We start from the raw sequence: 23827 nt of genomic DNA on the forward strand, positions 1-23827 counted from the left end.
AACTCACTCTCGTTTAGTTTTTCTTCTCTCGTGCTAGAGAAGCTTTTGTCTTAGCAGTGGCGATTGCCTCCATCGGATTATCCGGCCATGGGTGTTTAGGATAACGGCCACGCATTTCTTTTTTAACATCTTGGTAAGCATTTTCCCAAAAACTCTCCAAATCATTAGTAAGTGCCAATGCACGTCCAGCCGGCGATAGTAACTGAAGCTTAATGGCCAAGCGGCCATTTAATAAAGTGGGCGCTTGTTTGGCACCAAACATTTCTTGTAGCTTTACCGATAATTCGGGCTCACCAGTTAAGTAATTAATATCTTTAAAGCTGCCACTGGCGACTTTAATTTTGCTAGGCAAATGCCGATCTAAGTACTGCTGTTGCTCCCAATCAATAATGGCCTTTAGCGCTACAGCGATATCCAGCGCTTCGAGCTGGCTAAGTTTGTCAATTCTAGTCAACTGAGGCTCTAAAACCGGCGCTATCCTATCCAAAATGCTCGGCCAACTCACCGCAAAGGGCATTTTATCAGGCGCATTTTTGTGCATGATATTAATCCGCGCGCTTAGTTGCCGGGCCTCTTCGTTAAGCGATAGACAATCACCGTGATGCTGTTTTATATAGCGTAACAACGCTTGAACTTTGATTTCGGGATCTAGCTTTTCAATCGGCTTATTATCGAGTAATAGCTTTCCGAAATAGTGGCGCTCCTGTGCTATAAAGCGCCCTAGCCTTTTATCCCAATCGACAAAGTGGTCTACTCTGAGCTCATCCGAGCAATGGCTTAATACACTATTGTGATCAGCTGCAGCAGCAAGATAAATTCGGTCATATTGCTGCCCTTTGCGGCCACCCAATTGCGCTACGACTAAAAAATGCTCCTTTGCAATCGGGTCTGCGGCATCCAAAATCGCTTGACGGCCGTTACTTAGATGATAAATAACCTCGGCATTGTCGGTTTCACGAATACGTTTGGCCAGGCGATCAGGATAGGCAAGCAGCAGTAGTTCGGTAACGTCGAGTGTGGCTTTATCCTCAAACCTTACAACATTGGGTTTTTCAAGCTGCTGTTTTCTTAGCTGTTGTACACTGGCGTTGATACGCTTTCTGATGGAAGCTCTTTGCTGACTGTTATCATTTAGCCATTGCAGGCGTAAGCCAATATCACAGCTATGGGCTTGCGAGGACAAAGGGTCCTTTTCCAGTAATAAAGCCGCCAGCTTTTCAGCTAGCTTTTCTTCGGCTACATTGTGCTCCCTACTCAAGGAAATCATATGTGCTAAACGCGGATGCAATGGTAATTTAGCTAGGCCCTCTCCATGAGCCGTGATTGCCAAGCCAGGCTGCTGATTACTGTCAGCAGTGATGCTCGAGTGCTCTATAGCTTGCAAAGAGTGCAATAAATCATGCGCTTGCCAAGCATTTGCAACGGGTGGCTTATCTAACCAATGAAGCTCATCGAGACTTTCGGCCCCCCAAGCTGCCGACTGCAAGCAGAGATTACTTAAATCAGCCCTGAGTATTTCAGCTTGACCGTGTTCAGCTAGGCCTTGCTGTTCACTTTCACTCCAAAGGCGCAGGCAAAAGCCCGCTTTTGTTCGCCCTGCTCGGCCAGCTCTTTGCTTGCTGTTTGCCTTAGAGCTGCGCTCAGTAAGTAAGCGATTCATGCCGGTGTTAAGATCAAAAGCAGAACTTCTTTTTAAGCCACCATCAATAACAATGCTGACATCTTTGATGGTTAAACTGGATTCTGCAATATCAGTGGCCAGCACAATTTTACGCTCACCATTCTTAGCAGGAGCAATCGCCTGAAACTGCTTTTCTAATGCCAATTCACCATATAAGGGCACAAACTTTAAGATCGATTGATCGCTAATCGTTCCGGCTTGATACTGCTCCTCTAAATACTGAAGGCAGCTTTGAATTTCGCCTTGCCCTGGAAGAAACAGCAGAATCGAACCTTCGTGTTTCCCTAAGGCAATCTTAATAGCTCGAGAAATAGCTTCGCATAGTTCCCGGCGAGATTTGCCATAAATAGAAAGCTCAGGAAAATAATCCACACTTACCGAGTACTGGCGACCTTCGCTGGCGATAAGAGGTGCATCGGGAAAGCTCTCTTGCAGTTGCTCACTTTGCAAAGTCGCCGACATCAACAGCATCTTAAGGGGCTGTTCATCTCTAAATATTTCTCTGGATTGCAGCGCAAGTGCCAGCGCCAAATCCCCATCTAAATGACGCTCATGCAATTCATCAAAAATGATCAGAGCAACATCCTTGAGCTCAGGGTCCTGTTGCAGGCGACGAATAAATAAACCCTCAGTCATGACCTCCAAACGAGTCTCTTGGCTGACACGGCTCTCCATTCTTACGCGGTAGCCCACGGTTTTCCCTACGGGCTCAGCTAAGAGGCTGGCCATTCTTTCAGCTGCCGCTTTTGCGGCTAATCGTCTAGGTTCCAGTAGGATAATTTTCTGTTGTGCAAGGGATGGCATCGCTAAGGCCAATAGAGGTAGCACAGTGGTTTTACCGGCTCCCGGCGCAGCCTGTAAGATCAGGGTGTCTTGCTGACCATCCAAAGCCTCGGCTAATTCGTCAAGCAATTCAATTATCGGAAGCTCTGGTAGCGTAATATTCGCTAATAGATTTGATGCAGCAGACATAGCAATCGGTTTTAAAAATCTTTTAATTTGGCCGCTAGATCATCGCCATTAACCCAAGACAAAAATTCTTCGCCTAGCTGGGTGCTAGCGTGCATCGCTTGTCGCCAGCGCTGTTGTCGAATTTCGTTGCGCCCTTTGTAAATAGAGAAATCTTTTCGATCAGGTAAGCGGCCATCCGGCAAAGCAGCCACAAACTCAGCGCTTGGCGATAGCATTATGACATTGTCCAATTGCTTGGCGCTGGCTTTACGCGAAGCGTAGAATTTATCGAACCAGTTCGGTACCAAGTAATTGTAAAAATGCGGATATAAAACCAAACCACTTGCTTGCCAAAAACGACTGGGTATCGGGTGATAATCCAGCAAGCCGCCATCGCGATACAAACCTTCGCTTGCCCCTTCTATTCCGGATATTGGATCCATAATATAGGGAATGGCCGCTGAAGCGCGCAAAGCCTCACGTAAGTTTTGCTGGCTTAATGGTATATGTTGGGTTTGAACACCGGCTTCGTCTTTTAACTCTGGTAAATCTCTTGCGTCGCTAAAGACTGCCCTATCAAACATTGCGCCATAATTTTTGTTGCTGACTGAACGAACAAAGCCTTCACTCATTCCCAGTGCCAAACTAAAGGATTTTTCTCTAGATAAAAAGCTGTGACACTTTACGGCACCGCAGCTGTACCTAAGGTAAGGATGCTGCAATAACTCATCGAGCTTATTTTCAGGCATCAATGTATCAAGAATTCGTTCGGTTTGATAAACCACCTCCGCTGGCTTCGCTTTTCGGCCATAGCTTTGGTTGATATAAGCGTTCGCTAAACGCTCTAAGCTTGGCCCTGGATCAGCTTGGCAGGCCGCTGCCAACTTCCAAGCTCCTACGGAGGTGCCATAGAGCTTGATTGGCGAGATAGCCTTATCAATTACCGCATCATTTTTCTCACCATCGAAATATTGCGGCAGCCACTGTTCAAATACTGCACGATCCAAACCGTATATTGCTAACCACTTGGCAGCACCGGAAGCGCCAAAAATGGCTTGGATATCTTGTGGTTTTAAACCGTGTTCTTGTATATGTCGCTTAGCCTTTGCGCCCGCGGATATTTCTAATAGAGCCATAGTGACCGAAAAACAGTAATCTAATGGTATTTAAGGTAAGCCATCAGGATCTAAATGATACGCCGATAGCAATCGAGGCGGTAATGATAAGCTAAACGGCGTAAAGTATCAGCACAGCGAAAAGCCTTATTTTAATACTCTAACTTAAGGCTTTTAGCAGTGACTTAAGAACTTAAGTGTCCGAACCTAATAAATGGCCGCCAAAAACAAGATTTTCTAGCCATAGCGGCAATGACTATCAAAAACTCAGTAACACCTTTCCACCGCGAGAGGGCTGCTGACTTAACTCAAGTGCCTTTAGATAATCTTCCAGCGCAAACACTTCAGCGACCTCAGCCTTAAAAATACCTTTTGCCGAGAGCTTTGCCATCTGCCGAATCGTCGAAATCAGTTTTAAGGTAGATTGCTGAGCAAGCCAGTTCCCAGCAAAAAAACCTTCTATTCGACAACCGGGCATCATTAGATCACGGCTGTTCACTGAGAAACCATTCGCAGCTAAAGTGCCATAAAGCAGCATGGTGGTGTTTACCGATAGGCAGCGCGACATATCGCTAGTGAGCTGCCCACCAACACAATCCATCGCATAGCGCACACCACGGGAGCCCGTAATCGAAGAAACCTTCTCGAGCAGATCTTCCTCCGGGTAGACGATCACCTCATCGGCTCCCAAACTTTTCAGCTCGTCTTTTTGAGAACTGTCGCGCACAATATTGATGGTACGAAATCCAAACTCCTTACTCAAGGCGATTACCATTCTTGCCAAGGCAGAGTTTCCAGCACTCTGTAACAGGTACTCTCCAGCTTCTACTTTTAGCACTTTGCGCACCATGGCAAAGCTAGACAATGGGTTAATCGTGTACATTGCAGCCTGCTCATGGCTGAGCTGTTCTGGAACCGGTATCGCTTTTTTGGCATCGACAAGGGTATATTCCTGCCAGCTACCTTCAGGCGGACCGGCGCTAATAGCCACCCTCTTACCTTTTAGCCGTCGCGCCAAAAGACTACTGCCACAGGCCTCGACGATCCCCACACCTTCTCCACCCAATACATAAGGGTGCTCGGGATAAGGCATTGTTCGGGCCGGATCGAAGCAACACTGCTCTTGTTGATAATTCCATATAAGACGTTGCAAGGCGTCTTTGTAATCGCCACGAATAAAATTGAAATCCGAAGGGTTAATGACCGCGCGAAGCATCTTAACTCTAACTTGATTAGGGGACGGCTCTGGCAGCTCACGCTGCTGCAGCTGCATATTGGTTAAATCTTCAGCAAAGCCTGTTGCAACAAGCGCTTTCATCAAACTGCACCTCTGTCATTGTTTTGTTTAATCGCTTCGGTAATTTTTTCTATGAACTCTGCAGGCATTGGACAGGTATGCTTGTTCTTTAAATCGAAGTACACCAATGTTGAACTTGCCTTAAGCAGTTGGCGATCTTGCTGAAAGATGTCCGTACGAATCTGCAATGAGCTATTACCCACTTTATCGATCCAGCTGTGATTGCTTACCTGGTGTCCGAAATAACCTTCAGCCATAAAATCCATATTGACGTTTGCCAAGACGAAATTGAAGCCGGCCGGCAGCTCTACGGCACGATCCCCCATCAGCAAACTGGTTCGGCTCTGCTCAACCCAGGCACTGTAGCTGACATTATTAATATGCCCCAGGGCATCAGTCTCGCAGAAGCGAGGCATAAAGTGTTCTACCAGCATTGCTTATCCTTATTATTGCTTAGCGTGAGTAGACGTCTTAGCGGCAAGTTTGGTTTTTACCTTTATCGCTCTTTGTTATACTAGAGCCTTTGTAGACGGCTAGTTATAGGCGATTTTAGCATGAATATTTTGGCGAAATTTGACAGAAAAAGGCTATTGGCAGCGGGCGCTTCAAGCCTATTCTGCCTATTGCTAAGTGCCTGCGGTCCGGCACCTGACAGCCCTCCAGAGCGTATTGTCAAAGGGCTTCCTTGGCAGATAGAGCAATTTGAAGATGGCAGCAGTGAAGTCTTTGGACTTAGACTCGGTCAAACTACCCTTGCTCAAGCCCTAGAAATCATTGGCAAGGACAGTGAGAGCGCTATCGTTATCGACCAGCAAAACAATGCCAGCCTTGAAAGTTACATCAGCCATTACAAGGCGGGGCCACTGCAAGGCAAATTGATCTTATTGGTCGATATACCAGCAAGCCAGCTACAACAGATGATTCAAAACCTTGAGCATGGCGATTATATGGCCAGTGGCGCACGCAAGCTGTTACCGACAGAAAGCGATTGGCAACTTGCACAGCAAGCCAGCATCGCAGGCATTAGCTTTATCCCGGCGATTAATCTTGATGACGGCATCATCAACAATCGCTTTGGCACTCCCGAAACCCAGCTGCATTCAGAGGAACTGACTCATTACCTCTACCCCCAAAAGGGCCTAGATATTGCGTTAAGTGAAAATGGCAAAGAGGTTTTGCAGTATATTGCGCCCCGCCAATTTCATAAATTAAGCCAACCACTGCTAAATGACCCAAGCTTTAAAGTGGCCAGCCAGCAATAAGTACAACTTCATAGGATTTTAAAGATGGCCATTCAGTGGTACCCAGGGCATATGCACAAGGCCCAAAAGCAAGTTCGTGAAGCGGCCTCGCAAATTGATTTGTATATTGAGGTTTTGGATGCGCGCCTGCCCTATTCCAGCCAAAACCCAATGATTGCCGAGCTTCGTCGCAATAAACCTAATATCAAAGTACTTACCAAAACCGATCTGGCTGACCCCAAAATGACGGAGTTGTGGCAACAGCACTTCGAACAAGAGGCTGGCGTTAAAACACTGCTAGTAAGTAATGATCATAATTCGAAAGCTAAAATCTTGCCCGATCTATGCCGCAAACTACTACCGGATAGCAATCAGTTTAAAACCATCAATGCGATGATCTTAGGCATACCGAATGTCGGCAAGTCTACTTTGATAAACACCCTAGCCGGGCGTTCCATCGCCAAGGTGGGTAATGAGCCTGCTGTCACCAAGGGACAACAAAAAATTAATCTACGCAATGGCATCATGTTATGGGATACCCCAGGAATGCTCTGGCCTAAAGTTGAAAATGAGCACAGTGCTTATCGACTTGGCGTATCTGGCGCCATTAAAGATACGGCTATGGAATATGAAGACATCGCTTTTTATGCGATTGGCTTTCTTCAGCGCCACTACTCTGAACAACTACAAGAGCGCTATCAATTAGAAGAGGTATTTGAAAGCGAGATCGAAAACCTAGAAGCGATAGCGAAGCGTCGAGCTTGTGTTAGAGCGGGCGGGAGAGCAGACCTTCATAAGGTTTCTGAACTGCTCATCAAAGATCTTCGTGGCGGAGTCATCGGAGAGATAACTCTGGAGACACCAGAAATGATCGCCAAAGAACTGATCGAGGTTGAACGTAAAAAAGCAGAGAAAGAAGCTCAAAAAGAAGCTCGCCGAAAAGCAAGAGCTCCACAACGTGGCAACCACAAGACCTAACTACTTGCCCGACCTTGAGTATTGGTTTAGTGCTTGGCGGCTGGTACTTGATGTTTGATTCTTGATGGCTGAATATTGAGATTAGTAACTAGCGGCTAGCAGATTTAACCGCCCTGCTGGCCACCGCCACTCCCCACCGTCGCGCTTCCGTTTTAGCCTCCAGAGATTGAATACCTAAAACCTGCCATTCGCCGTTTCGGCGTCGCAAAATTGGCCCGCCAGAGTCGCCCTGAATAATCTCGCAACTATGATCAAAGGCAGAGCCATCTTTATTCCAAGCCAGCAGCTTACAGTTAAGCTGGGCCGTTAATACCTCAGGGCGATCGCGACGATAGCCAGCGAGACTAATCACATCACCCGCAGTAACAGTGTGCTCCCGAGATAGATCTAAAAAACCTACCTCAAGCCCTATATCTTGCCGCAGATGAAGTATGGCCCAATCGGTATGAACAGAGTCCAAATCTATTTCACCTTTTTCATTGAACTTGCCGGCCGCTTGGAATGATTCAATCCGGCTATACGCTAAATAGTCGCCGCGCGCATAAGCCGCCACAAAATGAATTTCCGATGGGCCATACCAATCCTTGTTATAAGCATCCCAAAGACAGTGGGCCACAGTAAGAACCTTATCTTTGGCTATTAACACGCCACTGCAATAGTGAGAGGCCGCAACATTGACCTGGCCAATTGCACGCCACGGCCACAACTTAGAGTTCACTTGTTGGCGCTGTTTCGGGTAATTTAGGTGTAAGCCCCGTTCATCTAAGGTGATTACTTTAGAGTTGTTGGCCTGATCGTCTAACAGCAAATGGTGGGGAATACTGGTAGTACGAGAGGATTCCTCAGCAACAAGTTGCCCACAAACAACTAGCAAGACTATGGTCAGACATACCGACATCTGCAGTTTATGATGCATGGCGAGGCTCCTTGCTTGCGCTAAAAAACTGAACAAAATGGTTCAAGCTCTAGCAAGTGTAGCCAAGAATGTGAGGCTAGAATGTATACAATCGATTACAGCGATTGCCACAGCAAAGAATTGCGCTGCATGCGCCGCAGAATAAGCACTTTAGGCGACTTACAACGTTAAGATTGTTTCTTCATTAAGCCGTGGCCACTTAAGCATATTGCTAATGTGGCCGGTTAATTGCTCGACAACCGTCGTGACTTTATTTAGTTTGTTTTAGGTGCGCCAACTGTTCTTGAATGTCTTTTAACTGATCTTGCAAATCAAACATTGTTGGCTCACCACTAGCTTCGGCGGCCTCCTGGCGCTCTCGGTTGTGCTCTTCTTCCAGGACATTCACGACGATGCCAATGATCATGTTTAAGAAAGCAAAGGCCGTAAAGAAAATAAAGGTTAGATAGAAGATCCAGCTCAGTTTGTAAACCGCCATGGTTTCATACATGACATCGGTCCAATCTTCAAAGGTCATTACCCGGAACAAGGTCAATAGCGCGATACTGATATCGCCCCAGAGTTCCGGGTTAATCTCGTGGAATAAGGTACTGCCTATAGCGGCATAGATGTAAAAAATAATAAACATCAAAAGCATGACATAACCCAGCTGCGGCAAAGCCTTAGCTAGGGAATTCAGCAGCATCCGCAACTCTGGAATGATAGAAACCATCCTCAGCACCCTAAAAATACGGATCAATCGCCCAAGTAATGCCATCTCACCATTTTCGATGGGAATCAAACTCACCACAACAATCAAGGTGTCGAATATATTCCAGGCTTTATGAAAAAACCTTTTCTTATTGGGCTCAGCAATAAAGCGAATGCTAATTTCGATCAAAAAGATAAAAGTAATCACCCAATCCAAAACCGCCAACACTTTGAGAGCAGCTGGAGGGACAGCATAGGTTTTTGCACCGACAACTAGGGCGGACAATATAATGACCGAGACAACAAACATCTCAAAAGCCTTATTGGCCATCAAGCGAGTAAAAACATTGTCTTCAACAGTTGCTTTTTTCACCATATCATTTCTACTTTATCTAGCTATCGATTGATCTTACAAACACTCTTCGGCAAAGCGCTGAAAATCACCTTCTTGCCACTGTTTGTTGGGTTTGTTTTCCATATCAGCACACCATTGCGATGCACTTGTATTCTGCGGTGCTTGAACCGTGTCTTCGCTGCCTAAAAAGAGCGCAAGCTCTTCTGGTCCAACGAGCGCAGCAAACAACAATAACAGCACGCTAAGCCCAAGCAGAAAAAAGGTGAATTTTTTCAACATATAAGGTTCGTACCGTTACTCTTCTTTTAGCCAGTTAATGATGTCTTCGGCATAGTAGGTCAAAATCAAATCGCAACCGGCACGCTTAAAAGCAATCATGCTTTCTAGAACAATAGACTTCTCATCGATAACGCCAGCGGCGGCGGCCGCTTTGATCATCGCGTACTCACCGCTCACATGGTATACCGCCAAGGGTTGATTACTGCCGTCACGTATCTCACGGATAACGTCGAGGTAGGCCATGCCGGGCTTAACCATCAAAATATCGGCACCCTCGCCTTCATCCTGCAAGGATTCAGCTAAGGCCTCACGGCCATTGGCGGGGTCCATCTGGTAGGTATTGCGAGTGCCTTTAAAGTTACTGTCAACCGCATCTCTAAACGGACCATAAAACGCCGAGGCGAATTTTGTCGAGTAGCTCATAATCGGTATATGGGTATAGCCCTCACTGTCGAGCGCCTCTCTAATGGCGGCGATCATGCCATCCATCATGCCCGACGGAGCAATCATATCGACACCGGCACGTGCAGCGGTTATCACTTGTGCCTGTAGGTTCTCTAGCGTGGAGTCATTATCAACATCATTATCATGCACCACACCACAGTGACCATGATCGGTATACTCGCAAAAACAGTTATCACTGATGATTAGCATATCTGGCGTAGCGGCTTTGGCCGTTCTAATGCAACGAGCCATTAAACCCTTGTCGTTCCAAGTATCGCTGCCGCAGTCATCTTTATGTTGACTGACACCAAAAAGAATGACGGCCTTAACACCAAGCTGCCATAAACGACGTAGTTCGCCCCCTAACTGAGTTTCAGGGAATCGCTTAACGCCTGGCATGCTGGCGATTTCAACCGGCTCCTGAATGCCCTCTTCAACAAAAATTGGCAGAATAAAGTCTTCAGGGCGTAAATGATTTTCTCGTACCAACTGTCGTAGAACTTTGGTACGGCGTAGCCTTCTAAAACGAAAATCAGGAGTCGTCGTCATTACTGTCTCTTAAATTAGTTTAGTTTTAAACAACACAATTATTTGTTTAACACATAGTACCAGCTAACAAACTACTAGCCCTAAACAAGCCGAAATATCAGTGGCTTTTTTCTGCACGAGGTTTATAAGGGCTAAAGAAGTACCAAGCCAGCATCAGCAGCAACAAAGCGCTGCTTACTGTAAAAAGCTTATTCCACAAACGCTTTGCTTCACGTACCACTTCAAATTGCTCAACATAAATGGTTTCACAGGCACCATTCCCGGTATCATCCCGGCGAATACTGGTGCCTCGAATTGCACCTTGATCATTACCATATTCAGATAACCAGCCTTTAATAACAATTTGATCGCCGATATTGATATCGGTAATTTTCTTTCGAATGTATGGATCTGCGCTAATTAAATGGTTATTTGAAAGCTGATTCATATTAAAGCTTTGCCAAGCTTCATTACTCGAGGTTCGCACATTGCAAGTGAACTGGCCATTCCAAAAATCAATTTGGTTTAGAAAAGGCGACTGCGCAGTATCGCTCCATACCACACAGACATCTGCAATATTCAAATGATCGCCCCAGCTTTTATGAAGCATTTGGTCGCCATCGTGCTCCCGAAACGAAACCACCATGCCGTAGAGTTCATAGCGAAACTTTCGATCAACAAAGTACTGGCGATCCTCAAACGGCAATTGCTTGCGTTGGTGCTCATCGGCGTATTGCAGAGGCTCATTCAGTAAGCGTGAATCTAGCGAGACATTGCTTTCAAATTGATTGCGTAGAAAAAAGCTCAACACACATAGCAATACCAGTGACCACGCTAATAACTTCATTCAACGCCCCTGCAATCTACGCAATACTAGCCTAGCTTTCTCGGCGCCATTTGGTGGCGATACCGCCGCCTTCAGCACGATAGTCATCAAGCAGAACGCCTTGTTTTTTTAGCTGATCACGAATCTCATCAGCGCGCGCAAAGTTTTTATCCGCACGTGCCTGTAGCCGCTCTTCGATCAACGCCTCGATCACTTCAGCCGCTAAATCGTCAGCTCCACCCTGGGTGAACCATTGCTCAGGATCTTGCTCAAGCAGCCCTAAAACCTTAGCGATGGCCATAAGCTCGCCTTTAAGAGCCGGTTTGTCTTTGGCCTCTGCTAACTTCAAACGCTTGGCTACCGCCAACAACTGAGTAATTGCCTCACGTGTATTCAAATCATCCAGCAATGCCGCAAATACAGGCAAGCTTTGAAGCTCACATTCGGCACTTGAGGTATCAGCCTCGTCTCTTAAAACACCGTAGATATAATCTAGGTTATCTTTTGATTCCGACAGCAGCTTCTGAGAAAAATCCATATCCGAGCGGTAATGTGCCGAAAGAATGGCATAACGCAACACCTCGCCCGGGTAAGCTTTCAACAGATCGCGGACTAAGCGGAAGTTGCCTAAGGATTTAGACATCTTCTCGCCATCAATATTGATATAACCGTTGTGCATCCAGTAGCGTACATACTCTTCAGCGTCATTGGCGCAGCAGCTTTGAGCAATCTCATTTTCATGGTGAGGAAAGATAAGATCTTTACCGCCGCCATGAATATCAATGCTTTCACCCAAGTGCTTTTTAATCATAGCCGAACACTCTAGGTGCCAACCTGGGCGACCGAAGCCCCAAGGACTTTCCCAGCCCGGCTCATCACCAACTGAAGGCTTCCAAAGTACAAAGTCGCCGGCATACTTTTTGTAGTCAGCCACTTCAACACGGGCACCATCAAGCATATCTTCCAACTTTCGATTTGAAAGCTCGCCATAATTTTCCATGGATCGAACATCAAATAGGACATGCTTTTCGGATTCATAGGCATGCCCTTTTGCGATGAGCTTTTCGATCATCTCGATCATCTCAGGCAAATGCTCTGTCGCCTTTGGAATAATATCGGGCACTAGGCAGTTAATCGCGGCCATATCTTCGGCATAGGCAAGGGTATATCGCTCGGAAACGTCCTGGATGGTTTCGCCATTATCTTTTGCGGCCTGCATAATTTTGTCGTCAATATCAGTAATATTGCGAGCATAGCTAACCCTTGGGTAGGCAGACTTTAAAACACGATAAAGTGTGTCAAAAACAACGGCCGGACGCGCATTACCAATATGCACATAGTTATAAACAGTCGGCCCGCAGACATACATACGAATATGTTCAGGGTCGATTGGTTTAAACTCTTCTTTTTCTCGTTTCTTGGTGTTGTACAGTTGCATAAACTTAACTCTATTTTTGATCTCCTGCGCAAAAGTTACATCTAGCGTCTGGCAACTAGTAAGTAACGCGCAGAATATCGAATCTCTATACTTTGTTAGCCCAGTTGTCTTTTAGGCCTATGGTGCGATTGAAAACCGGCTTATCGGCTTCACTGTGTTTGGCGTCCAAACAGAAATAACCTTCGCGCTCAAACTGATAAGCCTGTTCTGGCTCAGCATCCGCTAGAGACAGCTCAGCCTTTGCACCTGAAATAATGCTCAGGCTATCTGGGTTAATAAAATCTAAAAAGTTTTTATCTCCCGCATCAGGCGCTTCGTCATTGAACAAGCGATCGTAAAGTCGAACCTCACAATCCACATTGTGAGTCGCCGAGACCCAATGAATCACACCGCGTGGCCGAATGCCTTCAGGGGGATTATTACCTACTGTTCCAGGCACCAAAGAGACCTTTAGTTCGGTAATTTCACCCGCATCGTCTTTAATGATGTCTTCCGCCTTAATGACGTAGCTGCCGCGCAAACGTACATATTCACCGGCCACAAGTCGTTTAAACTTTTTACGAGACAGGCTGCTATCTTCATTAAAATCAGCGCGATCAATATATAGAGTTTGTGTGAATGGCAAACGGCGCTCACCGCGACTTTCATCGTTGGGGTGTACCGGTTGTAACATTTGCGCCACACCATCAACAAGCTCATGACCATCATTCGCTACTTCATCAAAATTAGTTACCGTGATCAGCAATGGATCAAGTACACACATCGCTCTAGGGGCAACATTGTTTAGATCATCACGAATAGCATGCTCTAAGGTTGCCACATCGATAGTACTGGACGACTTGGTTACTCCAATCAGATCGCAAAAATGACGAACCGCTGTAGGGCTAACACCGCGACGGCGTAAACCTGATATGGTCGGCATACGAGGATCATCCCAGCCATCGACAAATCCTTCGTCCACAAGCTGCTTCAGCTTGCGCTTCGAGGTAACGGTGTAGTTCAACTCAAGGCGTGCAAACTCATATTGTTTAGGCTGGCTAGGTACCGGCAAGTTTTCAATAAACCACTCATACAAAGGGCGATGATCAGCAAACTCCAAAGTACAAATTGAATGGCTAATGCCTTCAATCGCATCTTCTTGGCCATGGGCAAAGTCGTAAGTTGGGTATATACACCACTTATCTCCAGTCTGGTGATGACTTTGCTTACGAATACGATACAACATCGGGTCACGCATATTCATATTTGGGCTTGCCATATCTATCTTGGCCCGCAAGACACAAGCACCCTCTTCATACTCACCCGCGCGCATTTTCTCGAACTCAGCCAAGTTCTCTTCAACGCTGCGATCACGATAGGGGCTGTCTTTACCCGGCTTGGTTGCCCAACCACGATATTCTTTGGTTTGCTCGGCATCCAAATGGCAAACATAGGCCTTGCCTTCTTGAATTAGCTGTAAGGCCCACTGATAGAACTGCTCGAAGTAACTAGAGGCATAACGGATTTCACCATCCCATTTAAAGCCCAGCCATTCTACGTCGCGAACAATTGACTCAACGTATTCTTGATCTTCTTTTGCCGGGTTGGTGTCATCAAAGCGTAGATTACAGCGACCACCAAAACGCTCAGCCAGGCCAAAGTTCAAACAGATCGACTTGGCATGACCAATGTGCAGATAACCATTCGGCTCTGGCGGGAATCTTGTCGTCACAGTTTGATGTTTACCGGCCTCAAGATCTTGGCTAATAATCTGCTCTAAAAAGTTCAGCGGTTTGCTCGTTTCGCTCATGGCGTTTGCTTTGTCCTTACTTCATTGGCTTATAGAGATCTCTGGCGGAAGAGCCGCTGGTATCTAGATATCACAGTTCCACTATGGCAGCTGTGCACAGGGCTATTCCTTTTACTGGCTTATGAAACTGCTTTTCGAGCTTCATAGTTTGAGATCCCAGTCAAACCGCGTATTATAGCCGCCCCAAGGCCCTCTCGGCACCCTTTTCCTTTGGTTTTTGACCCTCCGGCAGCCAATGGCTTAATAAACGACCGGTGACAGCAGTTATAGGACATAAAATGATTACTTTACATACCAATTTCGGCGATATCAGCCTTGAACTAGACCACGAGAATGCCCCGAATACCGCGGCTAACTTTAAGCAATACGCCGAAGACGGCTTCTACGAGGGCACCATCTTTCACCGTGTTATCGACGGCTTTATGGTACAAGGCGGTGGCATGACAGCGGATATGGAAGACAAAATGGAAGGTCGTCGCGCCGCCATTGAAAACGAAGCCGATAACGGCCTTAGTAATGACCTAGGCACTGTCGCCATGGCACGCACCATGGACCCACATAGTGCTACCTGCCAGTTCTTTATCAATGTGTCTGATAACAACTTCTTAAACCACACTGCAAAAAACAGCCAAGGCTGGGGATATTGCGTATTTGGCAAAGTCGTTGAAGGTATGGATGTCGTCAATAGCATCAAGGCTGTTTCTACCGGTAACATGATGGGCCATCAAGACGTACCAAAAGAAAGCATCGTCATCGAGAAAGTAACCGTTAGCGATTAATAGCGACCAAGCCCATGAACCTACTGTTTATCTCCGATTTACACCTTGATGAAAGTCGCCCAGAGGTGACCGAAAGCTTTTTGACCTTTCTTAAAGACAGGGCAAGCAATGCCGACGCACTTTACATCCTGGGAGATTTCTTTGAAGTTTGGATCGGAGATGACGACGACGCCCCCCTGGCTTCCTGTATTCAGCAGCAATTGCTAAAGCTCAGCCAGGGCGGCACCGCTGTGTTTATCATGCATGGCAACCGCGATTTCCTCTATGGTGAACGCTTTTGCCATGCCAGTGGCGCAAGCTTATTGTCGGAGCCGACCCTCTTAGAAGTTGCCGGTAAATCTTGCTTACTTATGCATGGTGATAGCCTCTGCACAGACGATGCGGAATATATGGCCTTTCGCCAGCAAGCGCGTAACCCTGCTTGGCAAGAGCAATTACTCTCCCAGCCTTTGGAAGTCAGGCGCCAACTCGCCCAGCAGTTACGCCAACAAAGCAAGTCTATGAGCGCCATGAAGGCTGAAGACATCATGGATGTAAACAGCGATGCCGTGTCACAAGTTTTGGCCGAGCATAACGCTGACATCTTAATTCACGGCCATACTCATCGCCCAGCCATACATTCCTTAGACAATGGCAAAGAACGGATAGTTTTGGGTGATTGGCACGATAAAGCTTGGTGTATCAGTGCAAATCAACATGAGATCAAGCTGGAATCTTGGCCTATCTAGGCATAAGCAACGCAGCAGCTTGCAAGTAGCGCATTATTTGGCAAGCGTCGTAGTTTAATTTTAAACCCTTTGTCTATTTTCACCCTGTGACATACGCTAAGCTTTAGTTTTAATAAAGCCTATTCCACTCCCAGAAATAATTGACTGCGATCGCATTTCTTTGGAGCCAGCTCAATATGAGCACGAAAGGATAAAGGAATAAATCAGCAATAATAAATCAGGTGCCAATGTGGACAATTTTGTTTTTAATACAACCAAGTCATTGATCAATCAGCCCGGAGCCATAGCCCTACTCGCTCAGGTTTGTCGTCAACAAGGTATTAAACGCCCAATCATTATTACTGACCAAGGCATAGTCGCCTGCGGATTATTGGCGAAACTAGAAGCTGTTTTGCACCGCGAAGATGTGCCTTTTTTCAGCTTTTGCGATATCGTCGCTGACCCACCAGAAAACATCATCTTGCAAGCATTGGAAAGCGCCAAGGCGCATCAGGCCGACGGTGTCATCGGCTTTGGTGGTGGCAGCTCTTTAGATAGCGCCAAACTAATTGCGCTGATGCTGGCTTCTGGTGAGCAACTCGCCGATATTTATGGTGTGGAGCAAGCACAAGGACCAAGATTGCCCTTGCTCCTAATTCCAACTACAGCTGGCACTGGCTCAGAGGCCACCGCTGTCGCCATTGTAACAACCGGAGAAACCACCAAAATGGGTGTTGTTTCACCTCTGTTACTGCCAGACGTTGCCATCTTAGACGCGGAGCTAACAATAGGATTGCCGCCAGCAATAACCGCCGCTACCGGCATCGATGCAATGGTTCATGCTATCGAAGCTTACACCAGCGCCCATAAAAAAAATCGCTACTCTGATTTACTCGCCAAAGAAGCCCTAGCCTTATTGAGCACAAACATTAGCGAAGCCTGCCAAAATGGTAGCAATTTAGAAGCTAGGCAAGCCATGTTGCTCGGTGCGTTTATGGCGGGCCAAGCCTTTGCTAATTCCCCTGTGGCCGCGGTGCATGCTTTAGCCTATCCACTTGGCGGGCATTTCCATATTCCCCACGGCTTAAGTAATTCTTTGGTTCTTCCCCATGTCATGCGCTTTAACAATAGCCACTGCCATGAACTGTATGCTGAGCTGGCCCCGATAATTATGGGTGCAGAGTATATAGCCCATGACAACAGCAAAGCCGTCAGCATTGAATTGATAAAGTATATCGAGCGTTTGATTGGAAAATTAAAACTCTGCACACATCTGCGCGATTTGGAAATTGGCGAAGAACACCTACCCACTTTAGCAAAGGACGCCATGCAGCAGACACGATTACTGCAAAACAATCCAAGACCTCTAGACGAGGCAGATGCTTTAGAAATTTATCAGCAAGCCTGGTAGTCGCAGGCTCACCAATGTGCTGACTACCATTAAACCTTGAAAAAGGTTTCTATTTTATCTTTTTCCCACATGGCATCTTGATAGCCCAGATCCATCAGCTCCTGGCAATACTCTGGGCAAAACAACAAGTAACTGGCCGCTGCAGAACCGCCACCGCTCGCGGTTGCACCCGTAGAGCGGAAAAACCATTTTAATGAAGAAGGCAGGTAGCGAACATTGCGGCCTGCGATTTTATCTAAAGGCTTGGAAGGCGAAATAACTAAGCTTTCAATAGGACGTAAACGTTTTTCAGCTTCCCTTTCCTCTTGACTCATTTTTCTTAGTAAGTCATTCACACGCTCTAAGTGTTCAATATCGCCTTCAAGACTATCAATAAAAGCACTATTAAACATATGACCGATAATCTGAGCAATCGATGGCGAGTGCCTAATTGGCTGAGGCTTTTTGTTCCACTGTTTCACATTGCGGTTGCCACTGACACCGATAATAAAAACACGGTCGGCACCTAGGTGCAAAGCCGGACTAATCGGTGCCAACTGACGCATGGCACCATCACCAAAGTACTGCTCACCAAGCTTTATCGTAGGGAAAATAGTGGGAATGGCTGAGGATGCCAGCAAATGCTCCACTTGGATTTCACTGCGACGCCCTACTCTTCTATGGCGACGCCACTCATTAAGCTTAGGGTTCGACTCTGAAGCTTGAAAAAAACTAACAGATTCACCGGTGGAATACCCCATGGCGGTGATCGACAGCGCCTCTAAAGCGCCCTTTTCCAGCATGGTAGATATTTGCTGAAACTGAATAGCTTTGGATAAAAATGTTCTTAGAGGGGAGTTATCCAAAAGGGAAACAGGTTTACTTACTCCAACACCTCGGTTAAACAATGAACCAAATAAACTCAAGCCGCCCTTGCTAACATCCAGCCAGCCGGATTTAAATACATGATCGGCCGTCAAATTTCCCCAAAAATTCTCCAAATTATCGACAGCAAAAGAAAAGTCATCGCAGCGAGAAGCCAAACTCACCGCATTAATAGCACCCGCAGAGGTTCCACAAATGATAGGAAATGGATTTTGATGAGTTGGGACGATTTCCTTGAGTGCCTTTAGCACTCCGATCTGGTAGGCAGCGCGCGCACCACCTCCAGAGAGAATCAAAGCGTTCTTCATAAGTTACGACTGCGCTTCCACCTGTAAGCTCATACCATTGACGGCCAGTACTTTCACTTTAGTGCCGGCCGGATAGTTTTCAGTAGCGTTTACTTCCCACAAGGTATCAGCTATTTGCACCTTACCTTTCAACGCACTCATATCCGCAATAAGCACCGCTTCCTTACCAAGCAGCCGAGCTTCGGCGCTATTAAGTAAAGGTTGGTCAGTTGCTTCGTTGATATGGCGAAAACGCATCCAATACAAACAGGTGGCTGCGATCGATAACACAGCAAAGCACAATAGCTGAGCCTGCCAGCTCATATCACTAAGCACTGCGGCAATAACAGCCGTTAATATCGCACCAACACCAATGCCCAATAAAAAGCCCGCAGCGCCTAACATTTCGAGTATTAGAAGGATGATGCCTAGAATCAGCCAATGCCAGGCTGATAAACCGCTCAAAAATTCCATCAAAACACCTTAGCTTTGCTTTGCCGACTTAACCAGCTCGTGAATACCCTCAATTGAACCGATCACGCTTGAAGCCTCCAATGGCATTAATACCACCTTACTATTATCGGCAGAAGCAATCTGCCCTAGAGCATCGACGTACTTTTGGGCAACAAAGTAGTTGATCGCCTGAGAGTTACCCTTAGCAATCGCCTCGCTCACCATAAAGGTTGCCTTGGCCTCGGCCTGGGCTTCACGCTCACGAGCCTCCGCCTCAAGGAAGGCAGATTCCCGCTCACCCTCGGCTCGCAGGATTTGTGAGCGCTTCTCACCTTCAGCCACTTTAATCGCAGACTCTCGCTCACCTTCAGCCAATAAAATTTGTGCGCGTTTTTCTCGCTCCGCTTTCATTTGGTTGGCCATGGCGTCAACTAAGTCCCGCGGAGGAGTAATATCCTTAATTTCAATACGAGTGACTTTAATTCCCCATGGATTGGTCGCTTCATCAACTTTGACCAACAGTGCACTATTAATCTGATCGCGATTCGACAACATTGAATCGAGCTCCATGGATCCTAAAACCGCACGTATATTGGTCATGACCAAATTCTGCATGGCACGCTCTAGATTATTAACCTCATAAGAAGCTTTTACTGCATCGATTACCTGGTAAAAGCAAACCGCATCTGTTGTTACCATCGCATTATCGGCGCTGATTACTTCTTGGGGCTGAATATCCAATACCTGCTCCATGACAATCTGTCGATGGCCAATGCTATCAATAAAGGGCACGATGACCTGTAGGCCAGGAGGCAATAAACGGGTGTATTTGCCAAAGCGCTCTACCGTCCACTCTTCACCCTGCGGAACACTTTTAACTGACCTTAAGATCACCACTAACGCTAATACCACAGCGACAATCACAGCGACGTTCATATCGAACATAAAACCCCCAAATTAGAGAAGCCAAAATTTATAAGGCAACGCTAACAGATAGTTGTACAGACTGAAAGATATGAATATAGATCTAGCACCCAAATAAAAGGCAAAGGTAGACAAAGCTAAGGCGCTAAGGGCCGTTAAAGCAGAAAAAATGGATAGAGAATGGAGAGAAAATGAAGGGAGAGAAAGAAAAAACGGCCTACAAGACGCAGGCCGCCGAAATATAGATCTTAATAAGCTACAGTCGCTGCATCAGGGCGACGAGTATCGGAAGCGCCATACATATAGCCCTTTAGGGTAGCAATGGACTGGGTGCTACCCATGGTTCTGGAGTACTTCACATCGTGACCCTTTTGCTTTAGCAACTCTACGGTATCCTTGCTGACACCGGGCTCTACAAAGACTTTATCTGGGAACCACTGATGGTGCATTCTCGGAACGGAGGTCGCCTCAGCAATGTTCATTTCAAAATCGATCGTATTTAATACGATCTGCAGCACGATGGTAATAATCGTACTGCCACCTGGGCTACCTGTTGCCAATACTGGCTGACCGTCTTTAATGACCAATGTTGGAGTCATAGAGCTTAATGGACGCTTACGGGGCTCAATGGCATTCGCCTCACTACCCAACAAGCCATAAGCATTTGGCTCACCTGGTTTAGCGGAGAAGTCATCCATCTCATTGTTTAACAAAATGCCAGTTCCATCGACAACAATACCAGAACCATAGCTGTAATTAATGGTATAGGTATTAGACACAATATTGCCCCAGCGATCGGCGACCGAGTAATGGGTGGTATCGTTACTTTCTTTACCAAATAGCTTAGTAGGCGCAACCTCTTCCGATGGCGTGGCTTTGTTAGGGTCAATCTGCTGACGTAATGTCTTGGCGTATTGCTTGTCCAATAACTGTGCCATCGGCACACGGTAGAAATCCGGATCACCCAAGTGCTGGCTACGATCGGCATAAGCTCGACGCATCGTCTCCGTCAAGGTATGAAGATACTCAGCGCTATTGTGTCCCATCAGTTTAAGGTCATAAGCCTCAAGAACATTAAGCATTTGAATTAGGTGCACACCACCTGAACTTGGTGGTGGCATAGAAACCACATCGTAACCACGATAGTTGCCCTTTACGGCCTCGCGCTCCACAACCTTATAGCCTTTAAAGTCATCTAAGGTAAACAAGCCATTGTACTTATCAGATGCCGAGACGAATTTCTTAGCGATAGAGCCGCCATAAAAGGCTGACTTGCCATGCTTGCTAATTTCAGACAAGGACCAAGCCAAATCTTTTTGGATTAGACGCTCACCTGCCTGCAGGTTACGGCCATCGCTGTGGTAAAAAATTTCTTGAGTGGCTGGGTATCGCGTTAAGCGCTTACGCTTTACGACTAGGTCATTTGCTAGCCCGGGAGTAACAATAAAGCCCTCTTTCGCCAGTTTGATCGCTGGGGCAATAACTTGCTCTAGCTTCATCGTGCCGTAGTTTTCAAGAGCATGAATCATGCCCGCTACTGTACCTGGCACACCACCGGCTCTATAGGTATAGCCGGCCATATCACGATCGAAGTTTCCGTCTTTATCTAAGAACATATCGGCATAGGCTTTGATAGGCGCCATTTCGCGGTAATCTAAAGCAACTACTTTGTCGCGCTCTTTTAGATAGATCATCATAAAGCCGCCACCACCAATATTTCCGGCCTTAGGCAAGGTTACCGCCATCGCAAAGCCTGTTGCCACTGCCGCATCCACAGCATTGCCACCTTGCTTCAGTATTTCTAAACCAACTTCCGAGGCTAAAGCCTCCTGACTAGCAACCATTCCGTGCTGGCCAATCACCGGGTGAAAACGGCTGTCATAACTAATAATGGCTGAATCCTGCGCGCTCGCGACAGAGCCAAACACTAATGGCAAGGCCATTAATAGGCCCTGACTAATGCTCAAGACGGAAGATTTGAAACGGGAAAAAAACATAGCGTGTCCTATAGTTAATTGCGGGACAGATGATGACACAATAACAGGCAGGGGCCTAGAGCCCTGCCCGGTTTTGCATTTCTAGCTTTGTACTTCTAGCTTTGTACTTCTAGCTTTGTACTTCTAGCTTTGTACTTCTAGCTTTGTACTTCTAAATTTGAACCGAGCGCTTTAATCAAAACAACTCTTGCGGCAATACAAACCAACGTACAGCTTCGGCCTCTGCCTGTAGACTCATGCTGTATCGCTGCCAGCCAAGGTCGGGCGACAGTAAATGCGCTTTAGCAACGGCCAGTGCTTGTTTATAGCTTTCCTCTCGGCTTAATTCCGCCTCCAAAGTGTCATTTAAATCCTGTCCGGCCAACCAATTATCCAACGCGGACCTTAGGCTTGCGCTATCACCATGGCGTTGCCCCTGGAAGCACCAGACTCCTGGGCTCTCCTGATACTGATAAAAAGGTAGCAACTTGGCACCATGATTGGCCACCATTTCAATAGCCGACAAGATATAGTCAACTGTTTGGTGATCAAGAAAATAGTTTAAGTTGAAACGTATCCAGCCTGGACGTAATAGCATAGCCCCGCAGTACATTTGCTCCTCAATCCTACGACTTTGCTCATCACCGAGGTCTAACAAATAATGCCCATAGGGCCCAGCACAAGAACAGCCCCCGCGCGCTTGAATACCAAACAAATCGTTCAGCAGGGCTACCACAAAGCTGTAGTGTAGATGTTTATCATTATGGCGAATTCTAAACGAAATAATGGACAAGCGATCGGCGTCTGGATCACCTAGAATCTCGATATTACTATGCTGACTTAAACGCTCGATAGCTTCCTGGGTATGAGCCCTTTCAAGTCGCTCAATATTTTCTGTACCGACAGCTTGCTGTAAGGAAAACACTAAGCCAGCACGGATAGACTCGACAATACCCGGAGTACCTCCCTCTTCTCTTCGCTCAACATCACTTAAATAGGTGTGCTCATTCGGGGTTACAAATGAGACAGTGCCTCCACCCGGTACTGCCGGTATATCATTGGCCAGCATATCTTGATTAACGAGCAATATGCCTGGCGTGCCGGGCCCGCCAATAAACTTATGAGTAGAAATAAATACCGCGTCCAGCTGCAGGCTTTGCACGTCAATACTCACATAAGGACCCGCAGCAGCATAATCCCAGCAGGACCAAAAACCATAGCGCTTCAGCAATTTTGAAACCTGCTCAACCGGCGTACGCAGGCCAGTTACATTGGAAGCTGCTGAAAAGCTACCAATTTTAAGTGGGCGCTGTTGATACTCCTCAAGCTTTTGCTCAAGCACGACTAGATTCAAATGCCCTTTTTCATCTAGGGGGATCGAAACGACTTCTGCTTTAGACTCACGCCATGGCAACTCATTAGAGTGATGTTCATAAGGCCCGACAAACACGACCGGGCGTTCTGCTTCTGGAAGCTCATCTTTTGTCGCGCCACAGCGCTTGAGCTCTAACATAGTGATCAATTTATCAATTGCCGCAGTAGCGCCACTGCCACTAAAAATGAGCCTATGTTGTTCACCAGCATTTAAAGCCTTGCGAATAGTTTGGCGGGCTTGCTCCCTCAACTCAGTGGTATGTCGACCAGTATAGGAGGTCTCGGTATGTGTATTGGCGTAATAAGGCAATACCTGAGTCTGGATAAATTGCTCTATGAAGCGAAGACTTCGACCTGAGGCTGTGTAATCCGCATATACCAAGGGCTTTTTACCGAAGGCCGTCTCAACAACACCATCGTCACCGATAATTTCCTGTCGAATTTGGCATAACTGTGGGGGGTGGGACATCACTGGCTCCTGTAAGCACGTTAGTTGAGACTGCTCTTAATGGCATACTGTGATG

At 46.7% G+C, this 23827-nt stretch carries 21 protein-coding genes; 5 read left to right on the forward strand and 16 right to left on the reverse strand.

Going from position 1 to position 23827, the window contains the following annotated elements; all coding sequences use genetic code 11:
* Positions 1-13: 13 nt before the first annotated feature.
* From hrpB to Q1A08_RS02460, 4 genes are all read right to left on the reverse strand, one after another.
* The gene (gene hrpB, locus Q1A08_RS02445; RefSeq protein WP_299769253.1) at positions 14-2653 is read right to left on the reverse strand and encodes an ATP-dependent helicase HrpB; all 2640 of its coding nucleotides are present in this window, start codon (positions 2651-2653) and stop codon (positions 14-16) included.
* Between the two features lie 11 nt (positions 2654-2664).
* Positions 2665-3768 carry a patatin-like phospholipase family protein gene (locus tag Q1A08_RS02450; RefSeq protein WP_299769255.1) on the reverse strand — a complete coding sequence of 368 codons (1104 nt, stop codon included), beginning with the start codon at positions 3766-3768 and terminating at the stop codon, positions 2665-2667.
* A gap of 238 nt (positions 3769-4006) precedes the next feature.
* The gene (locus Q1A08_RS02455; protein ID WP_299769258.1) at positions 4007-5065 is read right to left on the reverse strand and encodes a zinc-dependent alcohol dehydrogenase family protein; all 1059 of its coding nucleotides are present in this window, start codon (positions 5063-5065) and stop codon (positions 4007-4009) included.
* Positions 5065-5478 carry a thioesterase family protein gene (locus Q1A08_RS02460; protein ID WP_299769261.1) on the reverse strand — a complete coding sequence of 138 codons (414 nt, stop codon included), beginning with the start codon at positions 5476-5478 and terminating at the stop codon, positions 5065-5067. Before Q1A08_RS02460 ends, Q1A08_RS02455 begins: the two co-directional genes overlap by 1 nt.
* A 120-nt stretch (positions 5479-5598) precedes the next feature.
* Here Q1A08_RS02460 and Q1A08_RS02465 point away from each other — a divergent pair, with 120 nt between their 5' ends.
* Both Q1A08_RS02465 and ylqF read left to right on the forward strand, forming a co-directional pair.
* Positions 5599-6306, forward strand: coding sequence for a hypothetical protein (locus tag Q1A08_RS02465; RefSeq protein ID WP_299769264.1), 708 nt, complete (start codon positions 5599-5601; stop codon positions 6304-6306).
* 24 nt (positions 6307-6330) lie between these two features.
* On the forward strand, positions 6331-7263 hold the full coding sequence (ylqF, locus tag Q1A08_RS02470) for a ribosome biogenesis GTPase YlqF (protein WP_299769267.1): 933 nt from the start codon (positions 6331-6333) through the stop codon (positions 7261-7263).
* Positions 7264-7351: 88 nt separating this feature from the next.
* Here the strand turns inward: ylqF and Q1A08_RS02475 are convergent, their stop codons facing one another.
* From Q1A08_RS02475 to Q1A08_RS02505, 7 genes are all read right to left on the reverse strand, one after another.
* Entirely contained in the window at positions 7352-8179 is an 828-nt protein-coding gene (locus tag Q1A08_RS02475) for a trypsin-like serine protease (protein ID WP_299769270.1), read from the reverse strand.
* Between the two features lie 250 nt (positions 8180-8429).
* The gene (locus Q1A08_RS02480) at positions 8430-9245 is read right to left on the reverse strand and encodes an ion transporter (RefSeq protein ID WP_299769273.1); all 816 of its coding nucleotides are present in this window, start codon (positions 9243-9245) and stop codon (positions 8430-8432) included.
* 33 nt (positions 9246-9278) lie between these two features.
* Positions 9279-9503 (reverse strand): DUF3012 domain-containing protein, encoded by a 225-nt coding sequence (locus Q1A08_RS02485; RefSeq protein WP_299769276.1) that lies wholly within the window; start codon positions 9501-9503, stop codon positions 9279-9281.
* Positions 9504-9518: 15 nt separating this feature from the next.
* Positions 9519-10496 (reverse strand): porphobilinogen synthase, encoded by a 978-nt coding sequence (gene hemB, locus Q1A08_RS02490; RefSeq protein WP_299769279.1) that lies wholly within the window; start codon positions 10494-10496, stop codon positions 9519-9521.
* A gap of 97 nt (positions 10497-10593) precedes the next feature.
* Positions 10594-11322 carry a hypothetical protein gene (locus Q1A08_RS02495; RefSeq protein WP_299769282.1) on the reverse strand — a complete coding sequence of 243 codons (729 nt, stop codon included), beginning with the start codon at positions 11320-11322 and terminating at the stop codon, positions 10594-10596.
* 31 nt (positions 11323-11353) lie between these two features.
* Entirely contained in the window at positions 11354-12739 is a 1386-nt protein-coding gene (cysS, locus tag Q1A08_RS02500; protein WP_299769285.1) for a cysteine--tRNA ligase, read from the reverse strand.
* Positions 12740-12824: 85 nt separating this feature from the next.
* Complete coding sequence (locus Q1A08_RS02505) at positions 12825-14528, reverse strand: glutamine--tRNA ligase/YqeY domain fusion protein (RefSeq protein ID WP_299769288.1); 1704 nt, start codon at positions 14526-14528, stop codon at positions 12825-12827.
* Between the two features lie 278 nt (positions 14529-14806).
* Between Q1A08_RS02505 and Q1A08_RS02510 the strand changes: the two genes are divergently transcribed.
* The 3 genes from Q1A08_RS02510 (at position 14807) to Q1A08_RS02520 (ending at position 17425) form a co-directional block, all read left to right on the forward strand.
* Positions 14807-15307 (forward strand): peptidylprolyl isomerase, encoded by a 501-nt coding sequence (locus Q1A08_RS02510; RefSeq protein ID WP_299769291.1) that lies wholly within the window; start codon positions 14807-14809, stop codon positions 15305-15307.
* Between the two features lie 14 nt (positions 15308-15321).
* On the forward strand, positions 15322-16035 hold the full coding sequence (locus tag Q1A08_RS02515) for a UDP-2,3-diacylglucosamine diphosphatase (protein WP_299769294.1): 714 nt from the start codon (positions 15322-15324) through the stop codon (positions 16033-16035).
* Positions 16036-16264: 229 nt separating this feature from the next.
* A complete protein-coding gene (locus tag Q1A08_RS02520; RefSeq protein ID WP_299769297.1) occupies positions 16265-17425 on the forward strand; it encodes an iron-containing alcohol dehydrogenase in 1161 nt (386 codons plus the stop codon).
* 29 nt (positions 17426-17454) lie between these two features.
* Here the strand turns inward: Q1A08_RS02520 and Q1A08_RS02525 are convergent, their stop codons facing one another.
* The 5 genes from Q1A08_RS02525 to Q1A08_RS02545 all read right to left on the reverse strand — a co-directional run bounded on the left by Q1A08_RS02525 (position 17455) and on the right by Q1A08_RS02545 (position 23772).
* Positions 17455-18597: a patatin-like phospholipase family protein gene (locus tag Q1A08_RS02525; RefSeq protein WP_299769299.1), complete on the reverse strand. Its 1143-nt coding sequence runs from the start codon at positions 18595-18597 to the stop codon at positions 17455-17457.
* Between the two features lie 3 nt (positions 18598-18600).
* The gene (locus Q1A08_RS02530; RefSeq protein WP_299769301.1) at positions 18601-19050 is read right to left on the reverse strand and encodes an NfeD family protein; all 450 of its coding nucleotides are present in this window, start codon (positions 19048-19050) and stop codon (positions 18601-18603) included.
* 9 nt (positions 19051-19059) lie between these two features.
* A complete protein-coding gene (locus Q1A08_RS02535) occupies positions 19060-19974 on the reverse strand; it encodes an SPFH domain-containing protein (protein ID WP_299769302.1) in 915 nt (304 codons plus the stop codon).
* Between the two features lie 227 nt (positions 19975-20201).
* Positions 20202-21950: a gamma-glutamyltransferase gene (gene ggt, locus Q1A08_RS02540; RefSeq protein ID WP_299769305.1), complete on the reverse strand. Its 1749-nt coding sequence runs from the start codon at positions 21948-21950 to the stop codon at positions 20202-20204.
* Between the two features lie 175 nt (positions 21951-22125).
* A complete protein-coding gene (locus tag Q1A08_RS02545) occupies positions 22126-23772 on the reverse strand; it encodes an aminotransferase class V-fold PLP-dependent enzyme (RefSeq protein ID WP_299769308.1) in 1647 nt (548 codons plus the stop codon).
* Positions 23773-23827 lie beyond the last annotated feature (55 nt).

The organism is uncultured Pseudoteredinibacter sp., assembly GCF_947500695.1.
In the GTDB taxonomy this organism is placed as follows: Bacteria; Pseudomonadota; Gammaproteobacteria; order Pseudomonadales; family Cellvibrionaceae; genus Pseudoteredinibacter.